We start from the raw sequence: 22,740 nt of genomic DNA, 5'->3' as shown, positions 1-22,740 counted from the left end.
GATGGACAAGATTGATTTTGTATTGCCATGGGTGGATGGATCAGACTCAGCCTGGATAAAGCAGAGAAATGAGTATCTGGGAATTAAAAATGACCAGACACAGGACAGCAGATTTCGGGACTGGGAAAATCTGCAGTACTGGTTCAGAGGTGTTGAAAAATTTGCTCCATGGGTGAATCATATATATTTTGTGACATGGGGGCATATCCCTTCATGGCTGAATACAGATCATCCGAAGCTGACAGTTGTAAAACACGAGGATTATATTCCGAAGCAGTATCTGCCCACATTCAGCAGTCATCCCATTGAACTGAATATGCATCGGATCCGAGGTTTATCCGAACAGTTTGTATATTTTAATGATGATACCTTCATCATAAATAAAATGGAACCGGAAGACTTTTTCAGAAATGGTCTTCCAAGAGACTATTGTATAGAAACAGCGTTGGTACAGGATGATATCAATAATCCGTTTGCCTGCATTCTTATGAACAATGCGGCACTTGTAAATATGCATTATTCAAAGAGAGAAGTGATTGGCAGAAACTGGAAAAAATGGTTTCATCCTGCATATGGAAAAATGGTATTCAGAAATATGCTGATGCTTCCGTACAGGGAGTTTTCCAGTTTTAAATATTCTCATATCTCAAGCTCTTTTTTGAAGAGTACCTTTGAAGAAGTGTGGAGGGAAGAAGGTGAAGTGCTGGACAGAGTATGCAGGACACGATTCCGTTCTCCGGGGGATGTAAATCAGTATGTGATGAAATACTGGCAGTATATGGAGGGAAAATATGAACCTCAATCACCGAAAATCGGGAAATTTTTTACCATAGGTCTTCACGACCGGCAGATACATGATGTACTCAGAAATCAGAAGTGTAAAATATTGTGTATAAATGATACGGAAAATATAGGAGATTTCAGACAACAGAAAAGAAATATCAAAGATTCTTTTGAGAGTATCCTTCCCGAAAAGTCTGCATTTGAATTATCTTACAAAGATTCCGGAGGCATGTATGACAAAAAGTGCGATTAAAAAATATACGGAAAGGCTGGGCTTTTTCGGAATGATCCTGCACTATATCGGTCGTTTTATGACAAAAACAGAGCAGCAGGTCATTGGAAAGCTGACTGTGCGTTTTGGAAAAGTAAAGAAAAACCGGCTTGTGTTTAAAAATCGGGAAATGATGGACTGCACAGATAATCCGGAAGCTTTTTATGAATATCTTATAAGTTCCGGGTATAATAAAAAATATGAGATCATCTGGCTGGTCTCTGAAAAAAGAAAATTCAGAAATCAGAATACCGGAAATGTAAAATTTGTAACTGCTGAAAATAAATATGGATGGAGTAGTCCGCTGGCATATTATTATGGTGCTACAGCCGGATTTTTCTTTTATTCTCATAACAGTGCAGGACTGAACAGGTATCGGTGTAAAGGACAGACAGTTGTAAATCTGTGGCATGGGTGCGGTTATAAAGATGCAGAGCAGGGAAAGAAAAAACAGAATATAAAGCCTGATTTTGACTATGCACTTGTTCCCGGACCGGTATTTGTGAAAACGAAATCCGGACTATGGAACTGCGAACCGGACAGGCTGTTAATGATGGGATATCCCAGATATGACTGGATGCTGCATCCGTCAATGAGTAAGGATGAAATTCTGGACAGTCTGTTCGGATGGAAAGGGAAAAAAGCTGTTCTGTGGATGCCGACTTTCAGAAAAAGTGATCTGGGAGGGTGTGCGGAAAATGAAATTGAGCTTCCCTGTCAGCTTCCGGCAATACAGAATATGAACGAGCTGAAAGAACTGGACAGTTATCTAAGGGAGCAGGAGATTATTCTGATCATAAAGAAGCATCCGCTTCAGACGGAATGGGATGAGAATGAACAGGAGTTTACCAATATACGTTATGTTGCGGAAGCCCTGTTGGAGAAAAAACAGATAAAACTTTATGAACTGATAGGGATCAGCGACGGTCTGCTCTCTGATTACTCGTCAGTGGCAGTAGATTATCTGCTGTTGGACAGACCGCTTGGATATGTGCTTGCGGATTACAATATATATAAAGAAAAAAGGGGATTTGTATTTAAAGATCCGCTGGAATATATGCCGGGTGAGAAAATCTATAATGCCTGTGATATCAGAAAATTTATGAAACATCTGACTGATGGAACAGACAGTTACCGGCAGGAGAGAGCAAAGAATCTGAAACAGATGCACAATAAAACAGAAAACTATTGCAAAAGGCTTGCAGATTATTTACAATTGTAGCTGTTATATGAATGCGAAGAGAACAGTTATCTATTAATGCAATAAAACAGGGAGAATGTAATGGAGAAAAAAATAGGATATACACAGGGAACCTTTGATATGTTTCATATAGGACATCTGAACCTGATCAGAAATGCAAAAAAACATTGCGATTATCTGATTGTCGGTGTGAATGCGGATGATCTGGTAGAGTCATATAAAAACAAAAGACCGATCGTTCCGCTGGAAGAAAGGGCAGAGATTGTACGGGCCATCAGATATGTTGATGAGGTGATCGTGACGACAACCCTGGACAAAAAGCAGGTATGGGAAAAAGTCCACTTTAATGAAATCTATATCGGAGATGACTGGAAGGGCAATGCACGTTGGGAAAAGACCGGAAAAGAAATGGAAGAGCTGGGCGCTAAGCTGGTATTTCTGCCATATACCAAAGATACATCCTCAACGATGCTTCGTGAGAAATTAAAAGAATTCTAGGGAGCCAGATATGAAAAAAAGAATAAAAAAGAAAATAAAAAAACTGAAAAAATCCATTAACAAGATTAACAAGGTCAGAGTTCAAAAGGGAAGAAAAGCCATGTTGCAGGAGACATGGGCAACTGTGACCTATGGATTATATGATAATCGCAAGATCAGACGCCTTAAGAAATTCCCCCCTGCACTTGTAGAGAATAGAATGCTCTTTGAAACAAATGATGATTTTACGGATAATGGTCGTGCTTTGTTTGACTATCTTATTGAGAAAGGATACAACAAAAAATATGAGATTGTATGGCTGGTCCATGAACCGTCTAAATATAAAGAATATCAGTTTGAAAATGTGAAATTTGTGCAGAACTTTAAGAAAGGTTCCACGATCCGAAGAGCAGAAGCATATAAATATGCACTGACATCAAAATATATTTTTTACACCCAGGCTTTTAACTGGATTGGTATGTCGAGAAGAAATCAGCTCTTTATCGATCTCTGGCATGGCTGTGGTTACAAGGCAAATAAGAACGGGCGTAAGGTTTTCTTTGATTATTGCCTGGTACCGGGGGACATTTTTATTAAGACCAAAATGGAATTTTTTGGATGTACTTCCAAAAAACTGCTCTCGTTTGGATATCCCCGTTATGATATGATGCTTAAGGGCAGTGAACGTGCAGATGAATATAAAAAGAAACTTCTGAAGGAAACAGACAGCGAGAAACTGATCCTGTGGATGCCAACCTACAGACATGCTTCCAGTGAGCGTCTGAACGAGGAAACCTTAAATAATGAATTCAATATTCCTATCATTGATGATGCAGATAAGCTTCTGGAACTGAATAAGTTCTGTAAGGAGAATCATATTCTTATTGTTATCAAGAAGCATTACCTTCAGGTACCTTATGATTTTGGTGAGAATGTCCTTACCAATATTGTTTATCTGGAGAACGGAGATCTTGCGGATAACGGACTGCAGCTTTATGAGTTTATCAACTGTTCGGATGCGCTGGTTTCTGACTATTCTTCTGTTGCGATTGATTATCTGCTGTTAGACAGACCGCTTGGATTCACACTGGATGATTATGAGGCTTATACGGAATCCAGAGGATGGGTGTTTGATGATCCGCTGGAATATATGCCTGGCGAACATATGTATAATATGCAGGATTTTGAGAATTTCATCCTGGATATTAAAAACGGAAAAGATAATTATAAAGAACAGCGTGCCAGTGTAAGAGCAAAAACACATAATGTGTGTGACAATTACTGCCAGCGTGTGTTGGATTATTTTAACATTACAATGTAATGATATTATAGCAATTCCATAAATTACTGCAAACAATCCAGTCCATCATAGCGTGAAGTCCTGCGTCAGATATCTTTGCCGTGCGTCAGCACGCCTGCAGATATCTTCCTTGTCCTTCACACTCTGCTGAACTGTCTTGATTGCATTATTTTATGGAATTGCTATAGGATACAGATATCAGAAAGTCATAACAGGAGAAAAAGATAAATGAAAATATGTATTTGGTGCACCAAGATATTTGATCTTGGCGGAACTAAGCGAGTTGTCACACTTCTTGCGAATGAACTTGTAAAAGAGCATGATGTGACGATCATGGTATATCAGGACAGATTTAAAGAAGACCGGAATATGTATCATATGAGTGAGGATATCAAGGTTGACTTTATTGATAATAATGAGTTTGTCAATCGACATCATACACCGGCTTTCTGCTGGCGTTATCTTGTTCAGAAACTGAATGCCAAATATGGGATTTTTAATAAAGAAAAATATAATGATATTCTGGCAGATGCGATTTTCCCGAAAAAGACCAGAGAAAAATGGGTAAAATATTTAAATGAGCAGAATTATGATATTATTATCACAACTGCAAGTTTAAGCCTTCGTCTGGGTATGCTGGCGCCGGAGCTGAATGCAAAGACAATCGGATGGCAGCATAACTGTTATGCCGGATATCTTGATGTTCCTAATGTCGTATTCTGGAAACAGGAATGTCTGCTCCAGGAATATCTGCCGAAGCTGGACAGATACATTGTTCTCAGTGACTATGATAAGCGCGATTACAAAAAATTTCTGGATATTGATACAGAAGTTAAAATTAATCCCCGAAGCTTCGTGAGTGAGAGAAAATGCGACCCAAAATCCAAGCGTTTCCTTATGGCTACACGATTTGTATATGCCAAGGGTCTTGATCTGATGATGGAATCTTTTGAAGAGTTCTGTAAGCAGGATGATGAATGGCAGCTGGATATTATCGGAGCCGGTGATCTCTGGAATCAGATTGTGGCGGATGCAAAGAGACGTGGTATTGAGGACAGAGTTAATTTTGTCGGTTATACAAATGAGCCGGAGAAGTATTATCTGAATTCTTCTGTTTTCCTTCTTCCGTCCAGGTGGGAAGGATGGCCGATGGTTATCATGGAAGCCTTTGAATTTGGTCTTCCTGTCATCGCATTCCATACAGGAGCGATGGATCTGATCATCGATGATGGAAAAACAGGATACCTGCCGGAAGCTTTTGATACAAAGAAATTTACAGATGCGATGCTGAAGCTGGCACATGATGAAGAACTCCGCAGAGAGATGTCCAGAAATGCAATCTGGAAATCTGAGGACTTTGCCATTGAGAAGGCAGTTAAAGAGTGGAATCGTCTTTTTAATCGTGTAATGGGAATCAAGACCTTTTATATGAAAAATGAGGAACAGATTCTGGAGTGCAGGGAGAAATATCCGCTTAGAACCAGCTATGCCGAGTTTGTAAAGGAATACCAGATAAGAGATAATACAATTCTTTATGAAGCTTTTGGCGGACGTGGTATGATCTGTAATCCTTATGCTCTGTTTTTGTATCTTCTTGAAAAAGAAGAGTATCAGGATTATACCCATATCTGGGTGCTTGAGGACTTCGAGGATAACAGAAAACAAATTGAAAAATACGAAAAATATCCGAACGTGCGATTTGTAAAATATAAATCAAAGGAATACTGTAAAGAACTTGCGACAGTGAAATATCTGGTAAATAATGTAAGCTTTCCAAGCTATTTCCTTAAAAGAGAAGGTCAGGTACTGATCGATACCTGGCATGGAACTCCTCTGAAGAATATGGGATTTGATATTCCGGGAGCAAATATTTCTCAGGGAAATACAGCAAGAAATCTGCTCAGTGCAGATTATATAGTTTCCTCCGGACCTTATATGACAAAGACAGCATACAAAGATTCGTATAAAATGCAGAATCTGTATGAAGGCACAGTGTTGGAAGAGGGCTTCCCGCGTAATGATAAGCTTTTTGACAGTGACAGAGCAGAAGTGATACAGGAACTTAAGGATTGCGGAGTGGACGTAAAGGAAGATAAAAAGATTATTCTTTATGCACCGACATGGAGAGGCGAACAATACAGCCGTCCGGATACAGATTTGCAGGATGTCTATAAGCTGATCAATGTAATGGAGAACAGTATAGATACAAATGAATATCAGATTTTTGTCAAGCTTCATCAGATCGTATATCACTATATGAAAGAGAATGCCATGGAACCTGGTGATGCGCAGACAAAATTTATTCCTGCAACAATGGATACAAATGAGATTTTGTCAGTGACAGATGTACTGATTTCTGATTATTCCAGTATTTTTTATGATTTCATGCTGACAGGAAAACCGATTCTGTTTTATGTGCCGGATGCGGAGAATTTTGAAGATTACAGAGGTCTGTACTTCGAATTTGACAAACTTCCGGGACCGGCAGTGTCTACCCCTGAGAAGCTTGGTGAACTTCTGAAGGATCTTCCGGGAGTGGCTGTTTCCTGTAAAGAGAAGTATGAAAAAGCAAGAGAACAGATATGTCCGAGAGATGATGGAAAAGCATGCAAACGTATAGCAGAAGTCCTGCTTGATGGAAAAGAACCGGTAAATCCGGTATATCTGAATCAGACAGATAAAGTAAAACTTCTGGTATATGCCGGAGATTTCAGTGATACACAGGAGACAGAGGCATTCTATGAATTTCTGAACAAAGTGGATTATGAGCATTTTGATGTGACGTTGATCGGGAATGGTGCAAAAGAAGAGGAGTCTTCTGAGAAATTGAATAGTCTGCCAAAAGAAATCAGGGTTTTATACTGGAAGCGTTCCTACCCGGCTACGGACGAAGAATATGTATGTCATAAAAAGTTTATGAAATCTAAGAAAACAGAAGTGCCGGAGATGCTTCTGGATTTTTACAGGCGTGAGCTTCGCAGGATGATCGGAATGTCAAAGTTCGACTATGCTCTGGTATTTACTGATATGAAGAAGTTCTTTCCTGCAATGTCAGGGGCTCTGGATGTGAAGCAGATATTTAATATAGAAAACTGGCAGAATTTGTTGAAGTGTTAAAGCTTCATTAAAGCTTCACAGACAGATCAGAACCTCATTGGAAAGAGGCGGAAAACGGTATACTTTAAAAGATATGTAAGGCAGTCTGGCAGGTATTGGGCCAGGCTGCTTTTCTGAATGCGGATCTTGAATTATCATTTTATGGACGCAGATAATTACGCATGGATTTCAGTGCATTTTTTTCGAGACGGCTGACCTGTGCCTGGGAGATGCCGATTTCCTGAGCTACTTCCATCTGCGTCTTTCCTTCGTAGAAGCGCAGTTCTATGATATGCTTTTCGCGGCTGTTCAGCCTCTGCATAGCTTCGCGGAGAGCAAGATTTTCAATCCAGCGTTCTTCTTTGTTTTTTTTGTCACTGATCTGATCCATGACATAAAGAGTATCACCGCCTTCTGTATAGACCGGTTCAAAGAGACTCACAGGATTTTGGATAGCATCAAGGGCATATACGATCATTTCTTTTTCGATACCAATTTCCTGTGCAATTTCGGTAACTGTAGGTTCTTTCAGGTGCTGCTTCATATAATTTTCGCGGGTATAGATTGCTTTGTATGCAATATCACGAAGAGAACGGCTGACGCGGATACTGTTGTTATCCCTGAGATATCGCCTGATTTCGCCTATGATCATTGGAACTGCATAAGTGGAAAATTTTACCTGTAAAGTGGTATCAAAGTTGTCAATGGCCTTGATCAGACCAATACATCCGATCTGAAAAAGGTCATCGGCATTTTCGCTGCTGTTCTGAAATCGTCGTATTACGCTGAGAACAAGACGTAGATTTCCTTTAATGTACAATTCACGTGCCTGTTCATCGCCGCTTTTGATCCGTCTGAACAGTTCCGCTTTTTCTTCTGCTGTAAGAACAGGAAGTTTCGACGTATTGACTCCGCAGATTTCAACTTTGTTCAGTGCCATCTTATTGAATCCTCCTTATTATCTCTGGATGTAAACCGACTATTCGCAGATATGAGCCAGGATCCTCCGAAATCATTTCAGGAAATAAAAAAAGGACAGTGGCTGCCGAATAGTTGCCATATACTTCAGTAAGAATGATTCTCATATAGCAGTGGATTTATACTTTGACCGGGAAAATATAAAAAATATAGGTCCTTGACAATTCTCTGCGGTGAAATATCAGCCTTTATGGAAACATTTTTCTTCGTCTATTTTCACAAGGATGATATCGTCCCCGATCTGGCTGATACATTCCCAGGGAATGATATATTCATTATCACGTCCGAACAGGCAGCAGAATCTTCCGGGGCCTGGAAGTATAAGAGCGGTGAGTTGACTGCTTTTGCAGTCAAATTCCGCATCAATGGGACATCCGAGACTGCGGCAGGTACAGATATTAATTACTTCTTTTTGCTTTAATTCACAGATTTTCATAAATCAGATACAGTCCTTCCGGTTAAAATCAGACTGTCGTGCCAATGCTTTCAGAATCTGATATGCGTTTGATAACAATTTATGTATTTTTGCAAAAATTTATGCAAGTCCTTTTATTGACACCTTAAATAGAAATACAGTATAATAAAACTATATATAACTGTTTGTATTTGTGTTACTGAGAATGGAGTGAACAGTAACGTATTTGTAGCCGTTTAACCGAATCAAGTATATAGTACATAAGCAGAAAACAGTAATACGAATTAAAGGGGGACGTCGTATGAAGTGTCCATTTTGTAATCAGGATAATACGAGAGTAGTTGATTCCAGACCGGTAGAAGATACCAATTCTATCCGTCGCCGTCGTTTGTGTGATGCCTGCGGAAGGAGATTTACCACATATGAAAAGGTGGAAAGTATTCCGCTTACTGTGATTAAAAAAGATCAGAACAGAGAACAGTATAATCGCAGTAAAATTCAGTCGGGAATTCTGAGAGCCTGCTATAAAAGACCAATATCCATAGATAAGATTGAAGAGATGATGGATGCCATAGAGGGAGAAATCTTTAATACCGAAGAGAAAGAGATTTCCAGCACCAGAATTGGTGAGATAGTTATGGAACATTTGAAAGATCTGGATGCAGTTGCTTATGTACGTTTTGCGTCTGTATACAGAGAATTTAAAGATGTCAGTACTTTTATGGACGAGCTGAAGAAGTTTATGAATTAGATAAGAGTTCTGTGTGAACAGTAATGTATGAATGCTCTGTGTGAAAGGATTTACGGGCAAATATAAAGAGCCGACGAGAATAATATCCCGCCGGCTCTTTATGTGTATTTTTATGGGGGTAATTAACTAAAATAAATTAAACAATACCCTGAGCGATCATAGCATCTACAACTTTTTCGAAGCCTGCGATATTAGCGCCTGCAACATAGTTGCCTTCCATATCATAACGCTTGGAAGCATCATCAACTTTATGGAAGATATCAACCATGATCTGATGAAGTTTTGTATCAACTTCTTCTGCTGTCCAGGAAAGTCTTGCAGAGTTCTGGCACATTTCAAGTGCGGAAGTAGCAACACCACCGGCATTAGCTGCTTTACCAGGCATAAATGTTACACCGTTTGCCATAAGGTAATCAGTTGCCTCGCGGGTAGTAGGCATATTTGCACCTTCTGCAACATATTTGCATCCGTTTGCAATAAGGATCTTAACAGCATCAAGGTCAAGTTCATTCTGAGTTGCGCATGGAAGATAGATATCACATTTGATGTTCCAGATACCTTTTCCTTCTGTATAAGTAGCGCCTTCTACGCGATCTGCGTATTCTTTGATACGTCCACGTTTTACTTCTTTGATATCTTTAACGATGTCAAGTTTGATTCCTTCCGGATCATAGATATATCCATTGGAGTCGCACATAGCAACAACTTTACCGCCAAGTTCGGCTGCTTTCTCTACTGCGTAGATGGCAACATTACCGGAACCTGTTACGATGAGAGTTTTACCGGAGATTGTGTCATTTTTAGCTTTAACCATTTCGTTCAGCATATATACAAGACCATATCCTGTAGCCTGTGTACGGATCAAAGATCCACCGTAGGAAAGACCTTTACCTGTGAGAACACCCTCGTATAATCCGCGGTTTCTCTTGTACTGTCCGTACAGATAACCAATCTCACGTCCGCCTACACCGATATCACCTGCAGGAACGTCCATGTCAGCACCGATATATTTGGAAAGTTCTGTCATAAAGCTCTGGCAGAATGCCATAACTTCTCTGTCAGATTTTCCTTTAGGATCAAAGTTTGAACCACCTTTACCGCCACCGATCGGAAGACCTGTAAGGGAGTTCTTGAAAATCTGTTCGAAACCTAAAAATTTAAGGATTCCCTGGTTTACTGACGGATGGAATCTTAAACCACCTTTGTATGGTCCGATCGCACTGTTGAACTGTACACGATAACCTTTGTTTACCTGTACAACACCTTTATCGTCTACCCACGGAACTCGGAAAGAGATGATTCTTTCAGGCTCAACAAGACGTTCCAGAATGGAAAGCTTGCGGTATTTCTCTTCATTTTTGTCGATTACGACTTTAAGGGAGTCTAAAACTTCCTTTACTGCCTGATGGAATTCAGGCTCATTTGGATTCTGTGCTACGACTCTTTCGTATACTTCTTCAGTATAAGACATTATGATTTCCTCCTCGTCCATCGTATAATTATTTTTTAAATCGACGTTATTATACACTAAAGTGTTACAAATGGAAAGAGCCAAATGAAAATTTTTTTATGAAAATTTTTTGAACAAAATTTGTACTTGCGAAATGCCGCCAAGTATGAGAAAATGTTAAAAATCATCCATACAATTTATAGCAATTTCTAAAAAATACAGTATATTTATAAAAGCTGCGTAAATTCGCACTGTGCGTTTCGGTTCTTATATTGTCATGTATCCGTAAGAAACTGCAAATGGAAAGTCAAGCGGATATTCGCAATCCGCTTCGCTACTTGCTCATAACCGAATAACTGCTTCGCAGGACATACAAGCCAAAATTCCATTGCCGCAGGCAATCTGGAATGAATTTTGGCTACGTTACTGTGAACGGAGTGAACAGTAAGCGGTAATCTGTTTTTTTATGTTCAGAAACAGAATATATAAGATGTAGACCGAAAGAGAAAAAAATGCTATAATATTTACAGAGATGTGCATCTGCAAATTGTTGCGATGACAGAAACGAGGAGGGAATCATTATCGAGAGAATTGTGAAGAAAGGAGATTTATTACATGGCGGGATTTAAAACCAAAGTAACACCTGAAATTGAAAATCTGACGGAGGTTTGCAAGGAACATACAAGTCTGGATCTTTCTCTGTATGCAAAATATGATGTGAAGAGAGGTCTTCGTGATATTAATGGAAAAGGGGTTCTTGCAGGCCTGACTCAGGTTTCTAATGTGAAAGCCACAAAGATTATTGATGGCAAAGAAGTTCCATGTGCTGGAAGTCTTTCCTACAGAGGATATGATATCAAAGATCTTACCAGGGGATTTATCGAAGATGACAGATATGGATTTGAAGAAGTTACCTATCTTTTATTATTTGGCAGTCTTCCGGATAAGAAACAGCTTGCAGATTTTACACAGCTTCTGGCAAATCAGCGGTCACTTCCTACAAATTTTGTGCGTGATGTTATAATGAAGGCTCCGAGCAAGGATATCATGAACGGGCTTTCCAGAAGTGTGCTTACTTTATATTCTTATGATACCAACCCTGACGATACATCATTGCCGAATGTGCTCAGACAGTGTCTGAATCTGATCAGTGTATTTCCGCTTTTATCTGTTTATGGATATCAGGCTTATAACCATTATATTAAAGATAAGAGTCTCTATATCCATAATCCGAAGAAAGAACTTACCACAGCAGAGAACATTCTGAGAATGCTTCGCCCGGATAAGAAGTATTCACATCTGGAGGCAAAGATCCTGGATATTGCGCTTATCCTTCATATGGAACATGGCGGAGGTAATAACTCTACATTCACAACTCATGTGGTTTCCTCATCAGGAACTGATACATATTCTGCGATTGCCGCAGCACTTGGCTCATTAAAGGGACCAAAGCATGGCGGTGCCAACATTAAAGTTGTCAGGATGTTTGATGATATGAAGAAGGAAGTTAAGGACTGGAAGGATGAAGACGAGGTCCGGACATATCTGAAGAGACTTCTTCATAAAGAGGCATTTGACCGGAAGGGACTGATCTATGGAATGGGACATGCGATTTATTCAGTGTCTGATCCGCGAGCTGAAGTTTTCAAGGCATATGTGGAAACTCTGGCAAGGGAAAAAGGCAGAATGAAAGATTATGCCCTGTATTCTATGGTGGAACGTCTGGCACCTGAAGTAATTGCAGAAGAGCGTCGTATTTATAAAGGTGTAAGCGCCAATGTAGACTTTTACAGCGGTTTTGTGTACAGTATGCTGGATTTGCCACTGGAATTATATACACCGATGTTTGCAGTTGCACGTATCGTAGGATGGAGTGCGCACCGTATGGAAGAGCTCATTAATGCAGATAAGATCATCCGTCCGGCATATAAGAATGTTCTGGAACCGGCAGTATATGTTCCTCTTAATGAACGCTGATCATAATGATTCAGTATTTCGGGGACAGCGTACTGTTAGACACTTATCGCTGATCTTGTTTTCAGAAAAATATAAATAAAGGAAATGACTATGGATGTTTAATTGCTTTTTTCCGGATGAATATCTGGATTCTACCTATGTGATAAACTTCGATGATCTGTATGCGCAGGGATACAGAGGACTTCTGTTTGATATAGATAATACTCTGGTACCTCATGGTGCACCGGCAGATGAGAGAGCATGTGCGTTGTTTGCACATCTGAAGGAACTTGGATTTAAATGCTGTTTTCTGTCAAACAACCAGTACGAGAGAGTTTCTTCTTTTAATGATGCGATAGGAGCGCAGTTTATCGAGAATGCACACAAGCCTTCAACAAAAAATTATATCAGGGCAATGGAACTTCTTGGGACAGACAGAAGTAATACAGTTTTTATAGGAGATCAGCTCTTTACTGATATATATGGTGCGAAACGCACAGGAATCCGGAATATTCTGGTGAAACCACTCAATCCGAAAGAAGAGATTCAGATCGTACTGAAACGATATCTTGAAAGAATTGTACTATATTTTTACCGCAAAGAGGAGGGGAATTCATGAACCATATTGTTATCATAGGATTTATGGGTTCAGGTAAGACAAGAGTAGGAAAACGGCTGGCAAAAGATTTCAATCTTCCTTTTGTAGACGTTGACCGCGTAGTATCAAAGAAGATGAACCTTACAATGAAAGAAATCTTTGACAGATTCGGAGAACCATTTTACAGAGCTCTTGAGACAACTGTGATCAAGGCACTGATCGATGATCCGGAGCAGAAGATCATTTCTCTTGGTTCCGGTCTTCCGATGCAGGAACAGAATGAAAAATATATTAAAAAACTGGGAACTGTAGTATATTTGAAGGGATCTTATGCAACATTGAAGAAGAGACTGGAAAATTCCAGCAGCAATCCTCTGATCGAGGGAGAAGACAGAGAAGATAAGATCAGGAAACTTCTTAAACAGCGTGATCCGGTTTATGCGAAGTTTGCAGATGTTGAGATGATCACAGGAGATAAGCCGTTTGAGGATCTGATTGCTCAGCTTGAAGAAAAATTAAAAACATGTGTAAAAAATAGTTGAAAAAAACAGCAGAATATTATAAAATTAAATAAGAGTGTGTCACAAAACTGAGAAAAGCATGAGAGGGACACACACTTTGAACGGCTGTTGTTGTCAAAAGACACAGCATTGCTGAACTGTACTATTAAGGAGGAAATATAACTATGATTTCAGCAGGTGATTTCAAAAACGGTATCACACTTGAAATTGACGGAAACGTATGTCAGATCGTTGAATTCCAGCACGTAAAACCAGGAAAGGGTGCTGCTTTCGTAAGAACAAAATACAAAAACATTATTACAGGAGCAGTTCTTGAGAAGTCTTTCCGTCCAACAGAGAAATTCCCGGCTGCACGTATTGAGCGTGTAGATATGCAGTATCTGTATGATGATGGTGATCTGTACTACTTTATGAACGTAGAGACATACGATCAGGTTGGTCTTACAAAAGATCAGGTTGGAGATTCTCTTAAATTCGTTAAAGAGAACGAGATGGTTAAGATCTGTTCCCACAACGGAAATGTATTTGCTATTGAGCCTCCTCTGTTCGTAGAACTTGAAGTTACTGAGACAGAGCCGGGATTCGCCGGAAATACAGCACAGGGTGCTACAAAACCGGCTACTGTAGAGACAGGTGCACAGGTTCAGGTTCCGCTGTTTGTTAACCAGGGCGACAAACTGAAAATCGATACAAGAACAGGAGAATATCTTTCTCGAGTATAATCAGGATGAAACCAGTTGTTTTTTCTGATTAACAGTTGTAAAGAGATAATCAGACTGCCATCGGTAAGATCCGGTGGCAGTTTTTATCTTTGATTGGAATAGGAGAAAAAATATGGAATACGTAACACTTGGAAAAACCGGTCTCAGGGTTTCCAGAATGGGTCTTGGTGGGATACCGATTCAGAGAATTGATGCGGAAGGAACAAAGACACTGCTGCATAAGCTGGCAGATCAGGGAGTGAATTATATTGATACAGCCAGAGGATATACAGTAAGTGAAGAATATCTGGGATATGCACTGGAAGGTATCAGGGACAGATTTATAATTGCCACAAAGTCCATGGCACGTACAAAGGAAGCTATGGCTGAAGATATTGAGAAGAGTCTTCATAATCTTCGTACAGATCATATTGAATTATATCAGGTGCATAATCCGAGTATGGAACAGCTTGATCAGGTGCAGGCGGCCGGTGGTGCCCTTGAAGCACTGCAGGAGGCAAGAGCAGCAGGAAAAATCGGACATATTGGTCTGACCGCTCATTCTGTTGAGGTTTTTGCCCGGGCTCTGGAGCTTGACTGGGTGGAAACTATTATGTTTCCATATAATATTGTAGAGAGTCAGGGGGAAGAGCTGATCTCAAAATGTGAGGAGAAAAACATCGGCTTTATTGATATGAAACCTCTGGCCGGTGGTGCAATTGAAAATGGAACGCTGGCATTGCGTTATGTCTGTTCGAATAAGAACGTTACTATTGTGATCCCGGGAATGGCGGAAGAGAAGGAAATCGAGGAGAATATAAAGGCCTGTCTTGATGATTCTCCGTTAAGCGAGAAAGAACTGGAGGAAGTTCAGACAGTACGGAATCAGCTTGGAACAAATTTCTGCCGCAGATGTAATTACTGTGCTCCATGCAGTGTGGGAATCGATATTTCGGGTGTGTTCCTGTTCGCAGGCTATCTTAAACGTTACGGGCTGGGAGACTGGGCAAGAAACCGTTACAGTTCTCTTGCGGTGAAGGCTTCCGCCTGTATAGAATGCGGCAAATGTGAAACCAGATGTCCGTACCATCTGCCAATCCGCGAAATGCTGAAAGAATGTGCACAACAGTTTGGTGAATAAAAAACATCCACAGGGAATTACCCTGTGGATGTTTTTTATGGACCTGGCGGGAATTGAACCCGCGTCCGAAAGCCTATTCATTGAGGCATCTCCCATCACAGTCGCTGTTTTAACATTCCCTTGGATGTACGCCCACCGACAGGCTTACAACCTTAGTAGCTTCATGATACATCTACCGGGGCAAAGCTTACCCGGCAAGGTTTCTCACATGGTCGACGTCAGATTCCTGAAGTGTGAGTGCATCAGGGCTGACGAGCAGCAATTAGGCTGCTAACGCGTACTGTTCGTCTGCGTTTATATTTAGTTTCCCGGTTGGTACGCAGTCTGGGAGTCTGCGGATGGCTTCCCCAACTTCAAAGCCCCCGTCGAAACCAGTACAAGCCCTGAAAATGAGTCTGCAACGCTGTTTTTTCATAAAACAGCACTGGTGATGAGACGAAAGCACTTTTTAATATTGATATATCATTCATTATATAAGATATATCGACTGATTAACAGTATAGAAATAAAAACAGAATTTGTCAAGAAGATTTTTATATTTAAGGCTATTTGGTGTTGTGAACAGCAATACTTATAATTTTTCTGTCATATGTTCACAAATCTTACATAAATCTCTGCTATAGTAACCATATGAAAGATAAAATCTGTTGCTGAGGGCGATTTTCCCGGATTTTGCGCTGTGGCTGTAAAGGCGCTGAACAGTCGTGGATTTTAACAATACTCGGAAAACAGTATAAATAAAAAGTAAAAACTGTTTCGGAAAATAATGAAGAAAAACGGAGGGGATCAAATGGATACATTAAAAATCCTGGTGGTGGACGATGAGAGCCGCATGAGAAAGCTGGTAAAGGATTTCCTGACAAAGAAGAATTTCCAGGTACTGGAAGCCGGTAATGGTGAAGAAGCCATGGATATCTTTTATGAGGAGAAGGACATCGCACTGATCATTTTGGATGTCATGATGCCGAAGATGGATGGATGGGAAGTTTGCCGTGAGATTCGCAAGAACTCAAAAGTTCCGATCATTATGCTGACTGCAAGAAGTGATGAGAGAGATGAGCTTCTTGGATTTGATCTGGGCGTAGATGAATACATCTCTAAACCATTCAGTCCGAAAATCCTTGTTGCAAGAGTGGAGGCAATTCTGAGACGTACAGGTCAGAATAATCCGGAAGATGTGATTTCAGCAGGCGGCATTGTCATAGATAAAGCAGCACATCTGGCTACTGTGGATGGTAAGCCTATGGAACTGAGTTTTAAGGAATTTGAACTTCTGACATATTTTCTGGAGAATCAGGGAATCGCACTTTCCAGAGAAAAGATCCTGAATTCTGTATGGAATTATGACTACTTTGGAGATGCACGTACGATTGATACCCATGTTAAGAAGCTCAGAAGTAAAATGGGAGATAAAGGTGAATATATAAAGACTGTATGGGGTATGGGATACAAGTTTGAGGTAGACGAATGACAGGAACCGGAAAAACAGATAAAAAATTTCATACTCTGCAACATCAGATTTCAGTAGTGTTTATATGTCTGTTACTGCTTTCAATCTTTACCATTACACTGATCAATGGTCTTTTTCTTGAAAAATATTATGTATCCAAAAAAGTAGAAGTGCTGGAGGAGGCAAAAGAAGTGTTATCTCAGATGAATCTGGATGACATCCTGCAGTATGATACAGATATAGAAGAGGACAAAAAAGGGGCAACAGATGAGATTTCGGATGAGATTGAGAGGAGCAGTTCCAGAAATAACCTTACCTGGATCATAGTAAATGAGGAAAACAGCGGTTATTATTACTGGGGAGAGAATAATATGGCAAAAATGCTCCGCAGTAAGCTGTTTGGGTATATTAATGATCTGGATCAGGATATGCAGCACAGTCGTGTGCTTAAAAAGACAGATACCTGTACCATGTGGCAGGTGCATGACCGCTTTGCAGGCATGGAGTATGTGGAATGCTGGGGACAATTTGATAATGGTTACTATTTCCTGATCCGTTCTCCTCTGGAAAGTATTGAGGAAAGTGCATCTATTTCCAACAGTTTTTACTTCATTGTAGGAATAATCATAATTGTGATCAGCGGTATTGTGATTCTTGTGATGACAAATCGTATTACCCGCCCGATCAGTGAACTGACCAAATTATCAGAGAAGATGTCTGATCTGGATTTTGATGCCAGATATCAAAGCAGGGCAGGTAATGAGATTGATGTACTTGGCGATAACTTTAACAAAATGTCCAGAAAACTTGAGAGCACGATCTCAGAGTTGAAATCGGCTAATAACAAGCTTCAGAAAGATATAGAAGATAAGATTAAAATTGATGAGATGCGTAAGGAATTTCTTGATAATGTTTCTCATGAGCTGAAAACTCCTATTGCATTGATCCAGGGATATGCAGAGGGGCTGAATGAAAATATTTCCGATGATCCGGAAAGCAGGGAATTTTACTGTGAAGTTATTATGGATGAGGCTTCAAAGATGAACAAGCTGGTCAAAAACCTGCTGACGCTGAATCAGCTGGAATCCGGTAAAGATGCCCCGGTGATGGAAAGATTTGACATTGTATCTCTGATCAGGGGTGTACTTGGTTCCATGCATATTATGATCGAACAGAAAGAAGCAACTGTGATTTTTGAAGAAACAGAACCTGTATATGTATGGGCGGATGAGTTTAAGATTGAAGAGGTTGTGACCAATTATACAAGCAATGCACTGAACCATCTGGAGGGAGAACGAAAAGTAGAAATTAAGGTTCTTCAGGAAGAGGACTGTGTGAAAGTAACCGTATTTAATACAGGTACTCCGATTCCAGAAGTGGATATCCCAAATCTCTGGAATAAATTCTACAAAGTAGATAAGGCCCGGACAAGAGAATATGGCGGAAGTGGTATCGGACTTTCAATTGTTAAGGCAATCATTGAGAGTATGAACCAGAAATATGGGGTATGCAATTATGATAATGGCGTGGAGTTCTGGTTCACTCTGGATTGCAGGCAGTGATAAGATATCCGGGTATTGTGAACGTAGTGAGAAGCGTGTTACTGTGAATGGAGTGAACAGTAACTGGTAGTATGATCGGAATAAAAACAGACAGAAGCAAAGAAAGCACTTTGCAACTGTCTGTTTTTGGGTTATACTGTATTGGAGCGTTTTGATCGGATATTTTATTCCGGTCTGACATGTGATCCGGAAAAACTTTGGATTACCATAATGAGGAAAACAGATAATGACATCAGGAGGATAACATGATTGCAATAATTGACTATGATGCCGGAAATATTAAAAGTGTAGAAAAAGCACTTCATTATCTTGGGGAAGAAACAACAGTAACCCGCGATCCGCAGACTTTGTTAAATGCGGATAAAGTAATCCTGCCGGGCGTGGGAAGCTTTGGACAGGCGATGGAGAATCTTCATACATACGGACTTGTACCTGTGATCCATGAGATTGTAGAGAAGAAGACGCCATTTCTTGGAATCTGCCTGGGACTTCAGCTCCTTTTTGAAAGCAGCGAGGAGACACCGGGGGTGGAAGGCCTTGGAATCCTGAAAGGGAAAATTGTTAAGATTCCGCCTGCGCCCGGGCTTAAGATTCCACATATGGGATGGAATTCCCTGCATTTTCAGAATAATGGCAGACTGTTTCAGGGAATCCCGGAACAGACCTATGTATATTTTGTGCATTCCTATTATCTGCAGGCAGAGGAGCCTGAGATTGTAAAGGCTACTACAGAATACAGCACCTGTATTCATGCTTCCGTAGAAAAGGACAATGTATTTGCCTGCCAGTTCCATCCGGAAAAGAGCAGCAAATGGGGACTGAAGATACTTGAAAATTTTGCTGCTGTGGGAAAAGACGGCAATACTGAGAAGGAGGGAAAATAAGATGTTTACAAAGAGAATTATTCCCTGCCTGGATGTAAATAACGGACGTGTGGTAAAGGGCGTAAATTTTGTGCAGCTTCGCGATGCGGGTGATCCGGTGGAGATTGCCAAAGCCTATGATGCAGCAGGAGCAGATGAACTGGTGTTTCTCGATATTACAGCATCCTGCGAACAGAGAGATACGGTAGTTGACATGGTAAGACGGGTTGCTGCCAATGTATTTATCCCGTTTACAGTAGGTGGCGGTATCCGTACTGTAGATGATTTCAAGAAACTGCTGAGAGAAGGAGCAGATAAGATTTCCGTAAATTCTGCAGCAATTGACAGACCGGAACTGATCAGTGAGGCGGCTGACAAGTTTGGAAGCCAGTGCGTAGTTGTGGCTATTGATGCCAAGCGCAGAGAAGACGGCGGATGGAATATTTACAAACATGGCGGAAGACTGGATACAGGGATTGATGCCATAGAGTGGGCAAAGAAAGTGGAAGCTTTGGGCGCAGGGGAAATCCTTCTTACCAGTATGGACTGTGACGGTACAAAAGCAGGATATGATCTGGCTCTTACCAGAGCAATTGCTGATGCTGTCTCCATTCCTGTGATCGCATCAGGCGGTGCAGGTACACTGGAGCATTTTTATGATGCACTGACCGAAGGGGGAGCAGATGCTGCACTGGCTGCGTCTTTGTTTCATTATAAAGAACTGGAGATTTCTCAGGTGAAGGATTATCTGTCTGACAGGGGAATTTCTGTCAGACGATGACCACGAAAAATATAAGAGGTGAAGGATAAGGTATGTCAGCAATTTCAGGTGACTGGCTGGAAGCCCTGAAGGGAGAGTTTCACCAGCCGTATTATGCGAAATTATATAAAACGGTGATGACAGAATATCAGACCAGGAAGATTTTTCCTCCTGCGGATGATCTGTTTAATGCATTTCATTTTACACCGTTAAACGAAGTGAAGGTAGTAATCCTGGGACAGGATCCCTATCATAATGACGGGCAGGCTCATGGGCTTTGTTTTTCCGTAAAGAGAGGAGTGGAGACTCCGCCGTCCCTGGTGAATATTTATCAGGAGCTTCATGATGATTGCGGATGTTATATCCCCAATAATGGTTATCTGGAGAAGTGGGCAAAGCAGGGGGTGCTTCTTCTGAACACAGTTCTGACTGTACGTGCTCATCAGGCAAATTCACACAGGGGAATCGGCTGGGAGCAGTTTACGGATGCTGCGATCCAGGTTCTGAATGAGCAGGACCGTCCTATTGTATTTCTGCTCTGGGGACGTCCGGCGCAGATGAAAAAATCCATGCTGAATAATCCGAAGCATCTGATTCTGGAGGCACCTCATCCAAGTCCTCTGTCTGCTTACAGGGGATTTTTCGGATGTAAACATTTCAGTAAAACAAACGAATTTCTTGTTGCCAATGGTCTGGAACCAATCGACTGGCAGATAGAAAATATATAAGAAAAGAGGTAATGTGTAGTCAGGTAAAAGACACACAGTGATAACATGAATCAGAAAAACAATTTAGTAAAAAATGCATCCTTTCTGATGATTGCAGCTATGATCTCCAAGGTGATCGGCCTTCTGTACAAGAGTCCCCTTTCCAATATTATAGGAAGCCTTGGAATGGGCTATACAAGCCTTGCGCAGAATGCCTATATGATCCTTCTGATGATCGCATCATTTAGTATTCCACAGGCGGTATCCAAGCTGATCTCCGAGCGTATTGCTCTGAAGGATTACAGAAATGCACATAAGTTCTTTAAGGGTGCCATGATCTATGCCATGGTGATTGGCGGAGTGGTCGGTTTGTTCTGTCTCTTTGGAGCAGGGCTGATCATCCCTCAGAATCAGAAGGATGCAATTCCGGCACTTCAGATTCTGGCTCCGACGATTTTTTTGTCCGGTATTCTTGGGGTATTCAGAGGATATTTTCAGGCATACAGAAATATGATGCCAACATCTATCTCCCAGATCATTGAGCAGGTATTTAATGCGGCAGTCAGTCTTCTGGCAGCCTGGGGATTCATCAATGCATTCTCAGATGGAACAGAGAACAGCATTGCAAAATGGGGGGCAGCAGGTTCCACAGTAGGAACCGGAGCCGGAGTGGTGACTGCATTGGCATTCATGCTTCTGGTGTATGGTGTAAACCGCAGAAAAATCCTGCACCGGGTAGAGAAAGACCACAGACATCAGGAAGAGTCCTACAAAGAGATTTTTCGTGTGATCATCCTGGTTGTTTCGCCGATCATTCTCAGCGCCTTTGTTTATAATGTAAATGCTTATATCAATGGGTATCTTTTCTCGGATATTCTGGGAAGAAGAGGTGGAGATGCGGCACAGATTGGTATTTTATATGCAGAGTATGCTACTTACTTTATGACAATTATCAATATTCCTCTGACGCTGTCCAGTACGGCACCTACTTCCATGATTCCGGAAGTTTCCGCCCTGTATGCCACCGGAGACATTGAAGCGACCAGAGAGTGCATTGACCAGACCGTACAGCTTTCTATGGTAGTTTCTGCCCCATGTGCCATGGGACTGGCAGTGCTTGCACAGCCGATTGTATTTTTGCTTTACGGAAATTCCACAGGACTGGCAGCCAACCTGCTGATCCTTGGTTCTTTTTCGATCCTGCTCAATGGAATGTCAAATATTTCCAATGGAGTTCTGCAGGCAATCGGACAGCAGAGGATTCCGGTGATTACGGCTGCAATCGCACTGGTTGTGGATATTGTGGTAGTGGTAGTGCTGCTGTTTACTACAAACCTTGGAGTTTATGCACTGCTGATCGCAATGGTGATCTATTCTGTGGTTGTGTGTGTGTTAAATGACAGAGCCATGAAGAAATATCTGCAGTATAAGAATCCATGGAAAGAAGGATATCTGTATCCTGTTCTTGCATCTGTTCCCATGGGAATTGTTGCAGGCTGTATCTGCTATGGACTGAACATTTTTGTAAAATCCAATTTCATTTGTCTGATTGTTTCCATTCCTGTTGCTGCGGTTGTTTATCTGTTTGCTTACCTGATCATCAGCAAGCCGTCAGAATCACAGCTTAGAAGAATTCCGGGTGGAAGCTATCTGATAAGGATTGCAGAGAAACTTCCGTTCTGGCAGAATAATTAAAAAACAGAAGTTATAAAAAATAAAAGAGTTATATTTCATGGTTTAAATGTATTTCTGAAATAGA

General features: G+C 40.9%; 20 protein-coding genes and 1 other RNA gene. 17 read left to right on the top strand and 4 right to left on the bottom strand.

Annotated features, from left to right (window positions below; translation table 11 throughout):
- Position 1: 1 nt before the first annotated feature.
- From LJE12_RS04395 to LJE12_RS04375, 5 genes are all read left to right on the top strand, one after another.
- Complete coding sequence (locus tag LJE12_RS04395) at positions 2-1,036, top strand: Stealth CR1 domain-containing protein (protein WP_025577094.1); 1,035 nt, start codon at positions 2-4, stop codon at positions 1,034-1,036.
- Positions 1,017-2,276: a CDP-glycerol glycerophosphotransferase family protein gene (locus LJE12_RS04390; RefSeq protein ID WP_118331134.1), complete on the top strand. Its 1,260-nt coding sequence runs from the start codon at positions 1,017-1,019 to the stop codon at positions 2,274-2,276. Before LJE12_RS04395 ends, LJE12_RS04390 begins: the two co-directional genes overlap by 20 nt.
- A gap of 60 nt (positions 2,277-2,336) precedes the next feature.
- The gene (locus tag LJE12_RS04385; RefSeq protein ID WP_008703533.1) at positions 2,337-2,753 is read left to right on the top strand and encodes an adenylyltransferase/cytidyltransferase family protein; all 417 of its coding nucleotides are present in this window, start codon (positions 2,337-2,339) and stop codon (positions 2,751-2,753) included.
- Positions 2,754-2,763: 10 nt separating this feature from the next.
- A complete protein-coding gene (locus LJE12_RS04380) occupies positions 2,764-4,053 on the top strand; it encodes a CDP-glycerol glycerophosphotransferase family protein (RefSeq protein ID WP_055053627.1) in 1,290 nt (429 codons plus the stop codon).
- Between the two features lie 207 nt (positions 4,054-4,260).
- On the top strand, positions 4,261-7,149 hold the full coding sequence (locus LJE12_RS04375) for a CDP-glycerol glycerophosphotransferase family protein (RefSeq protein WP_227226793.1): 2,889 nt from the start codon (positions 4,261-4,263) through the stop codon (positions 7,147-7,149).
- A gap of 139 nt (positions 7,150-7,288) precedes the next feature.
- Here LJE12_RS04375 and sigG read toward each other — a convergent pair whose 3' ends face one another.
- Both sigG and LJE12_RS04365 read right to left on the bottom strand, forming a co-directional pair.
- Positions 7,289-8,068 (bottom strand): RNA polymerase sporulation sigma factor SigG, encoded by a 780-nt coding sequence (gene sigG / locus LJE12_RS04370; RefSeq protein WP_022381304.1) that lies wholly within the window; start codon positions 8,066-8,068, stop codon positions 7,289-7,291.
- Between the two features lie 219 nt (positions 8,069-8,287).
- A complete protein-coding gene (locus tag LJE12_RS04365) occupies positions 8,288-8,542 on the bottom strand; it encodes a YlmC/YmxH family sporulation protein (protein WP_008703528.1) in 255 nt (84 codons plus the stop codon).
- A gap of 280 nt (positions 8,543-8,822) precedes the next feature.
- Between LJE12_RS04365 and nrdR the strand changes: the two genes are divergently transcribed.
- On the top strand, positions 8,823-9,272 hold the full coding sequence (nrdR, locus tag LJE12_RS04360; protein ID WP_008703527.1) for a transcriptional regulator NrdR: 450 nt from the start codon (positions 8,823-8,825) through the stop codon (positions 9,270-9,272).
- A gap of 136 nt (positions 9,273-9,408) precedes the next feature.
- Here the strand turns inward: nrdR and gdhA are convergent, their stop codons facing one another.
- Complete coding sequence (gene gdhA, locus LJE12_RS04355) at positions 9,409-10,743, bottom strand: NADP-specific glutamate dehydrogenase (protein WP_008703526.1); 1,335 nt, start codon at positions 10,741-10,743, stop codon at positions 9,409-9,411.
- A 594-nt stretch (positions 10,744-11,337) separates the two neighbouring features.
- On the opposite strand from gdhA, the gene LJE12_RS04350 reads away from it, so the two are divergent.
- The 5 genes from LJE12_RS04350 to LJE12_RS04330 all read left to right on the top strand — a co-directional run bounded on the left by LJE12_RS04350 (position 11,338) and on the right by LJE12_RS04330 (position 15,639).
- Complete coding sequence (locus LJE12_RS04350; RefSeq protein WP_227226794.1) at positions 11,338-12,699, top strand: citrate/2-methylcitrate synthase; 1,362 nt, start codon at positions 11,338-11,340, stop codon at positions 12,697-12,699.
- A 94-nt stretch (positions 12,700-12,793) separates the two neighbouring features.
- Positions 12,794-13,297 carry a YqeG family HAD IIIA-type phosphatase gene (locus LJE12_RS04345; protein WP_008703523.1) on the top strand — a complete coding sequence of 168 codons (504 nt, stop codon included), beginning with the start codon at positions 12,794-12,796 and terminating at the stop codon, positions 13,295-13,297.
- On the top strand, positions 13,294-13,818 hold the full coding sequence (locus LJE12_RS04340) for a shikimate kinase (RefSeq protein ID WP_025577089.1): 525 nt from the start codon (positions 13,294-13,296) through the stop codon (positions 13,816-13,818). Before LJE12_RS04345 ends, LJE12_RS04340 begins: the two co-directional genes overlap by 4 nt.
- A 143-nt stretch (positions 13,819-13,961) precedes the next feature.
- A complete protein-coding gene (efp, locus tag LJE12_RS04335) occupies positions 13,962-14,519 on the top strand; it encodes an elongation factor P (RefSeq protein WP_008703519.1) in 558 nt (185 codons plus the stop codon).
- Between the two features lie 112 nt (positions 14,520-14,631).
- Complete coding sequence (locus tag LJE12_RS04330; protein WP_227226795.1) at positions 14,632-15,639, top strand: aldo/keto reductase; 1,008 nt, start codon at positions 14,632-14,634, stop codon at positions 15,637-15,639.
- 35 nt (positions 15,640-15,674) lie between these two features.
- On the opposite strand, the gene ssrA is transcribed toward LJE12_RS04330, so the two are convergent.
- Positions 15,675-16,023: a transfer-messenger RNA gene (gene ssrA / locus LJE12_RS04325) on the bottom strand.
- Positions 16,024-16,429: 406 nt separating this feature from the next.
- Between ssrA and LJE12_RS04320 the strand changes: the two genes are divergently transcribed.
- The 6 genes from LJE12_RS04320 to LJE12_RS04295 all read left to right on the top strand — a co-directional run bounded on the left by LJE12_RS04320 (position 16,430) and on the right by LJE12_RS04295 (position 22,676).
- Positions 16,430-17,110, top strand: coding sequence for a response regulator transcription factor (locus LJE12_RS04320; protein WP_020993968.1), 681 nt, complete (start codon positions 16,430-16,432; stop codon positions 17,108-17,110).
- The gene (locus LJE12_RS04315) at positions 17,107-18,651 is read left to right on the top strand and encodes a sensor histidine kinase (RefSeq protein WP_227226796.1); all 1,545 of its coding nucleotides are present in this window, start codon (positions 17,107-17,109) and stop codon (positions 18,649-18,651) included. Before LJE12_RS04320 ends, LJE12_RS04315 begins: the two co-directional genes overlap by 4 nt.
- Positions 18,652-18,896: 245 nt before the next feature.
- Positions 18,897-19,535, top strand: coding sequence for an imidazole glycerol phosphate synthase subunit HisH (gene hisH / locus LJE12_RS04310; RefSeq protein ID WP_008703502.1), 639 nt, complete (start codon positions 18,897-18,899; stop codon positions 19,533-19,535).
- 1 nt (position 19,536) lies between these two features.
- On the top strand, positions 19,537-20,295 hold the full coding sequence (gene hisF / locus LJE12_RS04305) for an imidazole glycerol phosphate synthase subunit HisF (RefSeq protein ID WP_008703500.1): 759 nt from the start codon (positions 19,537-19,539) through the stop codon (positions 20,293-20,295).
- Positions 20,296-20,327: 32 nt separating this feature from the next.
- Positions 20,328-21,002 (top strand): uracil-DNA glycosylase, encoded by a 675-nt coding sequence (gene ung / locus LJE12_RS04300; RefSeq protein ID WP_008703498.1) that lies wholly within the window; start codon positions 20,328-20,330, stop codon positions 21,000-21,002.
- Between the two features lie 45 nt (positions 21,003-21,047).
- Positions 21,048-22,676, top strand: a complete 1,629-nt coding sequence (locus tag LJE12_RS04295) for a putative polysaccharide biosynthesis protein (RefSeq protein WP_055058071.1) — start codon at positions 21,048-21,050, stop codon at positions 22,674-22,676.
- Positions 22,677-22,740: the final 64 nt, after the last annotated feature.

It is taken from the genome of Blautia sp. DFI.6.71, assembly GCF_020593585.1.
Lineage (GTDB): Bacteria > Bacillota > Clostridia > Lachnospirales > Lachnospiraceae > Blautia_A > Blautia_A wexlerae.
This window is presented reverse-complemented; position numbering and strand designations above follow the sequence as displayed.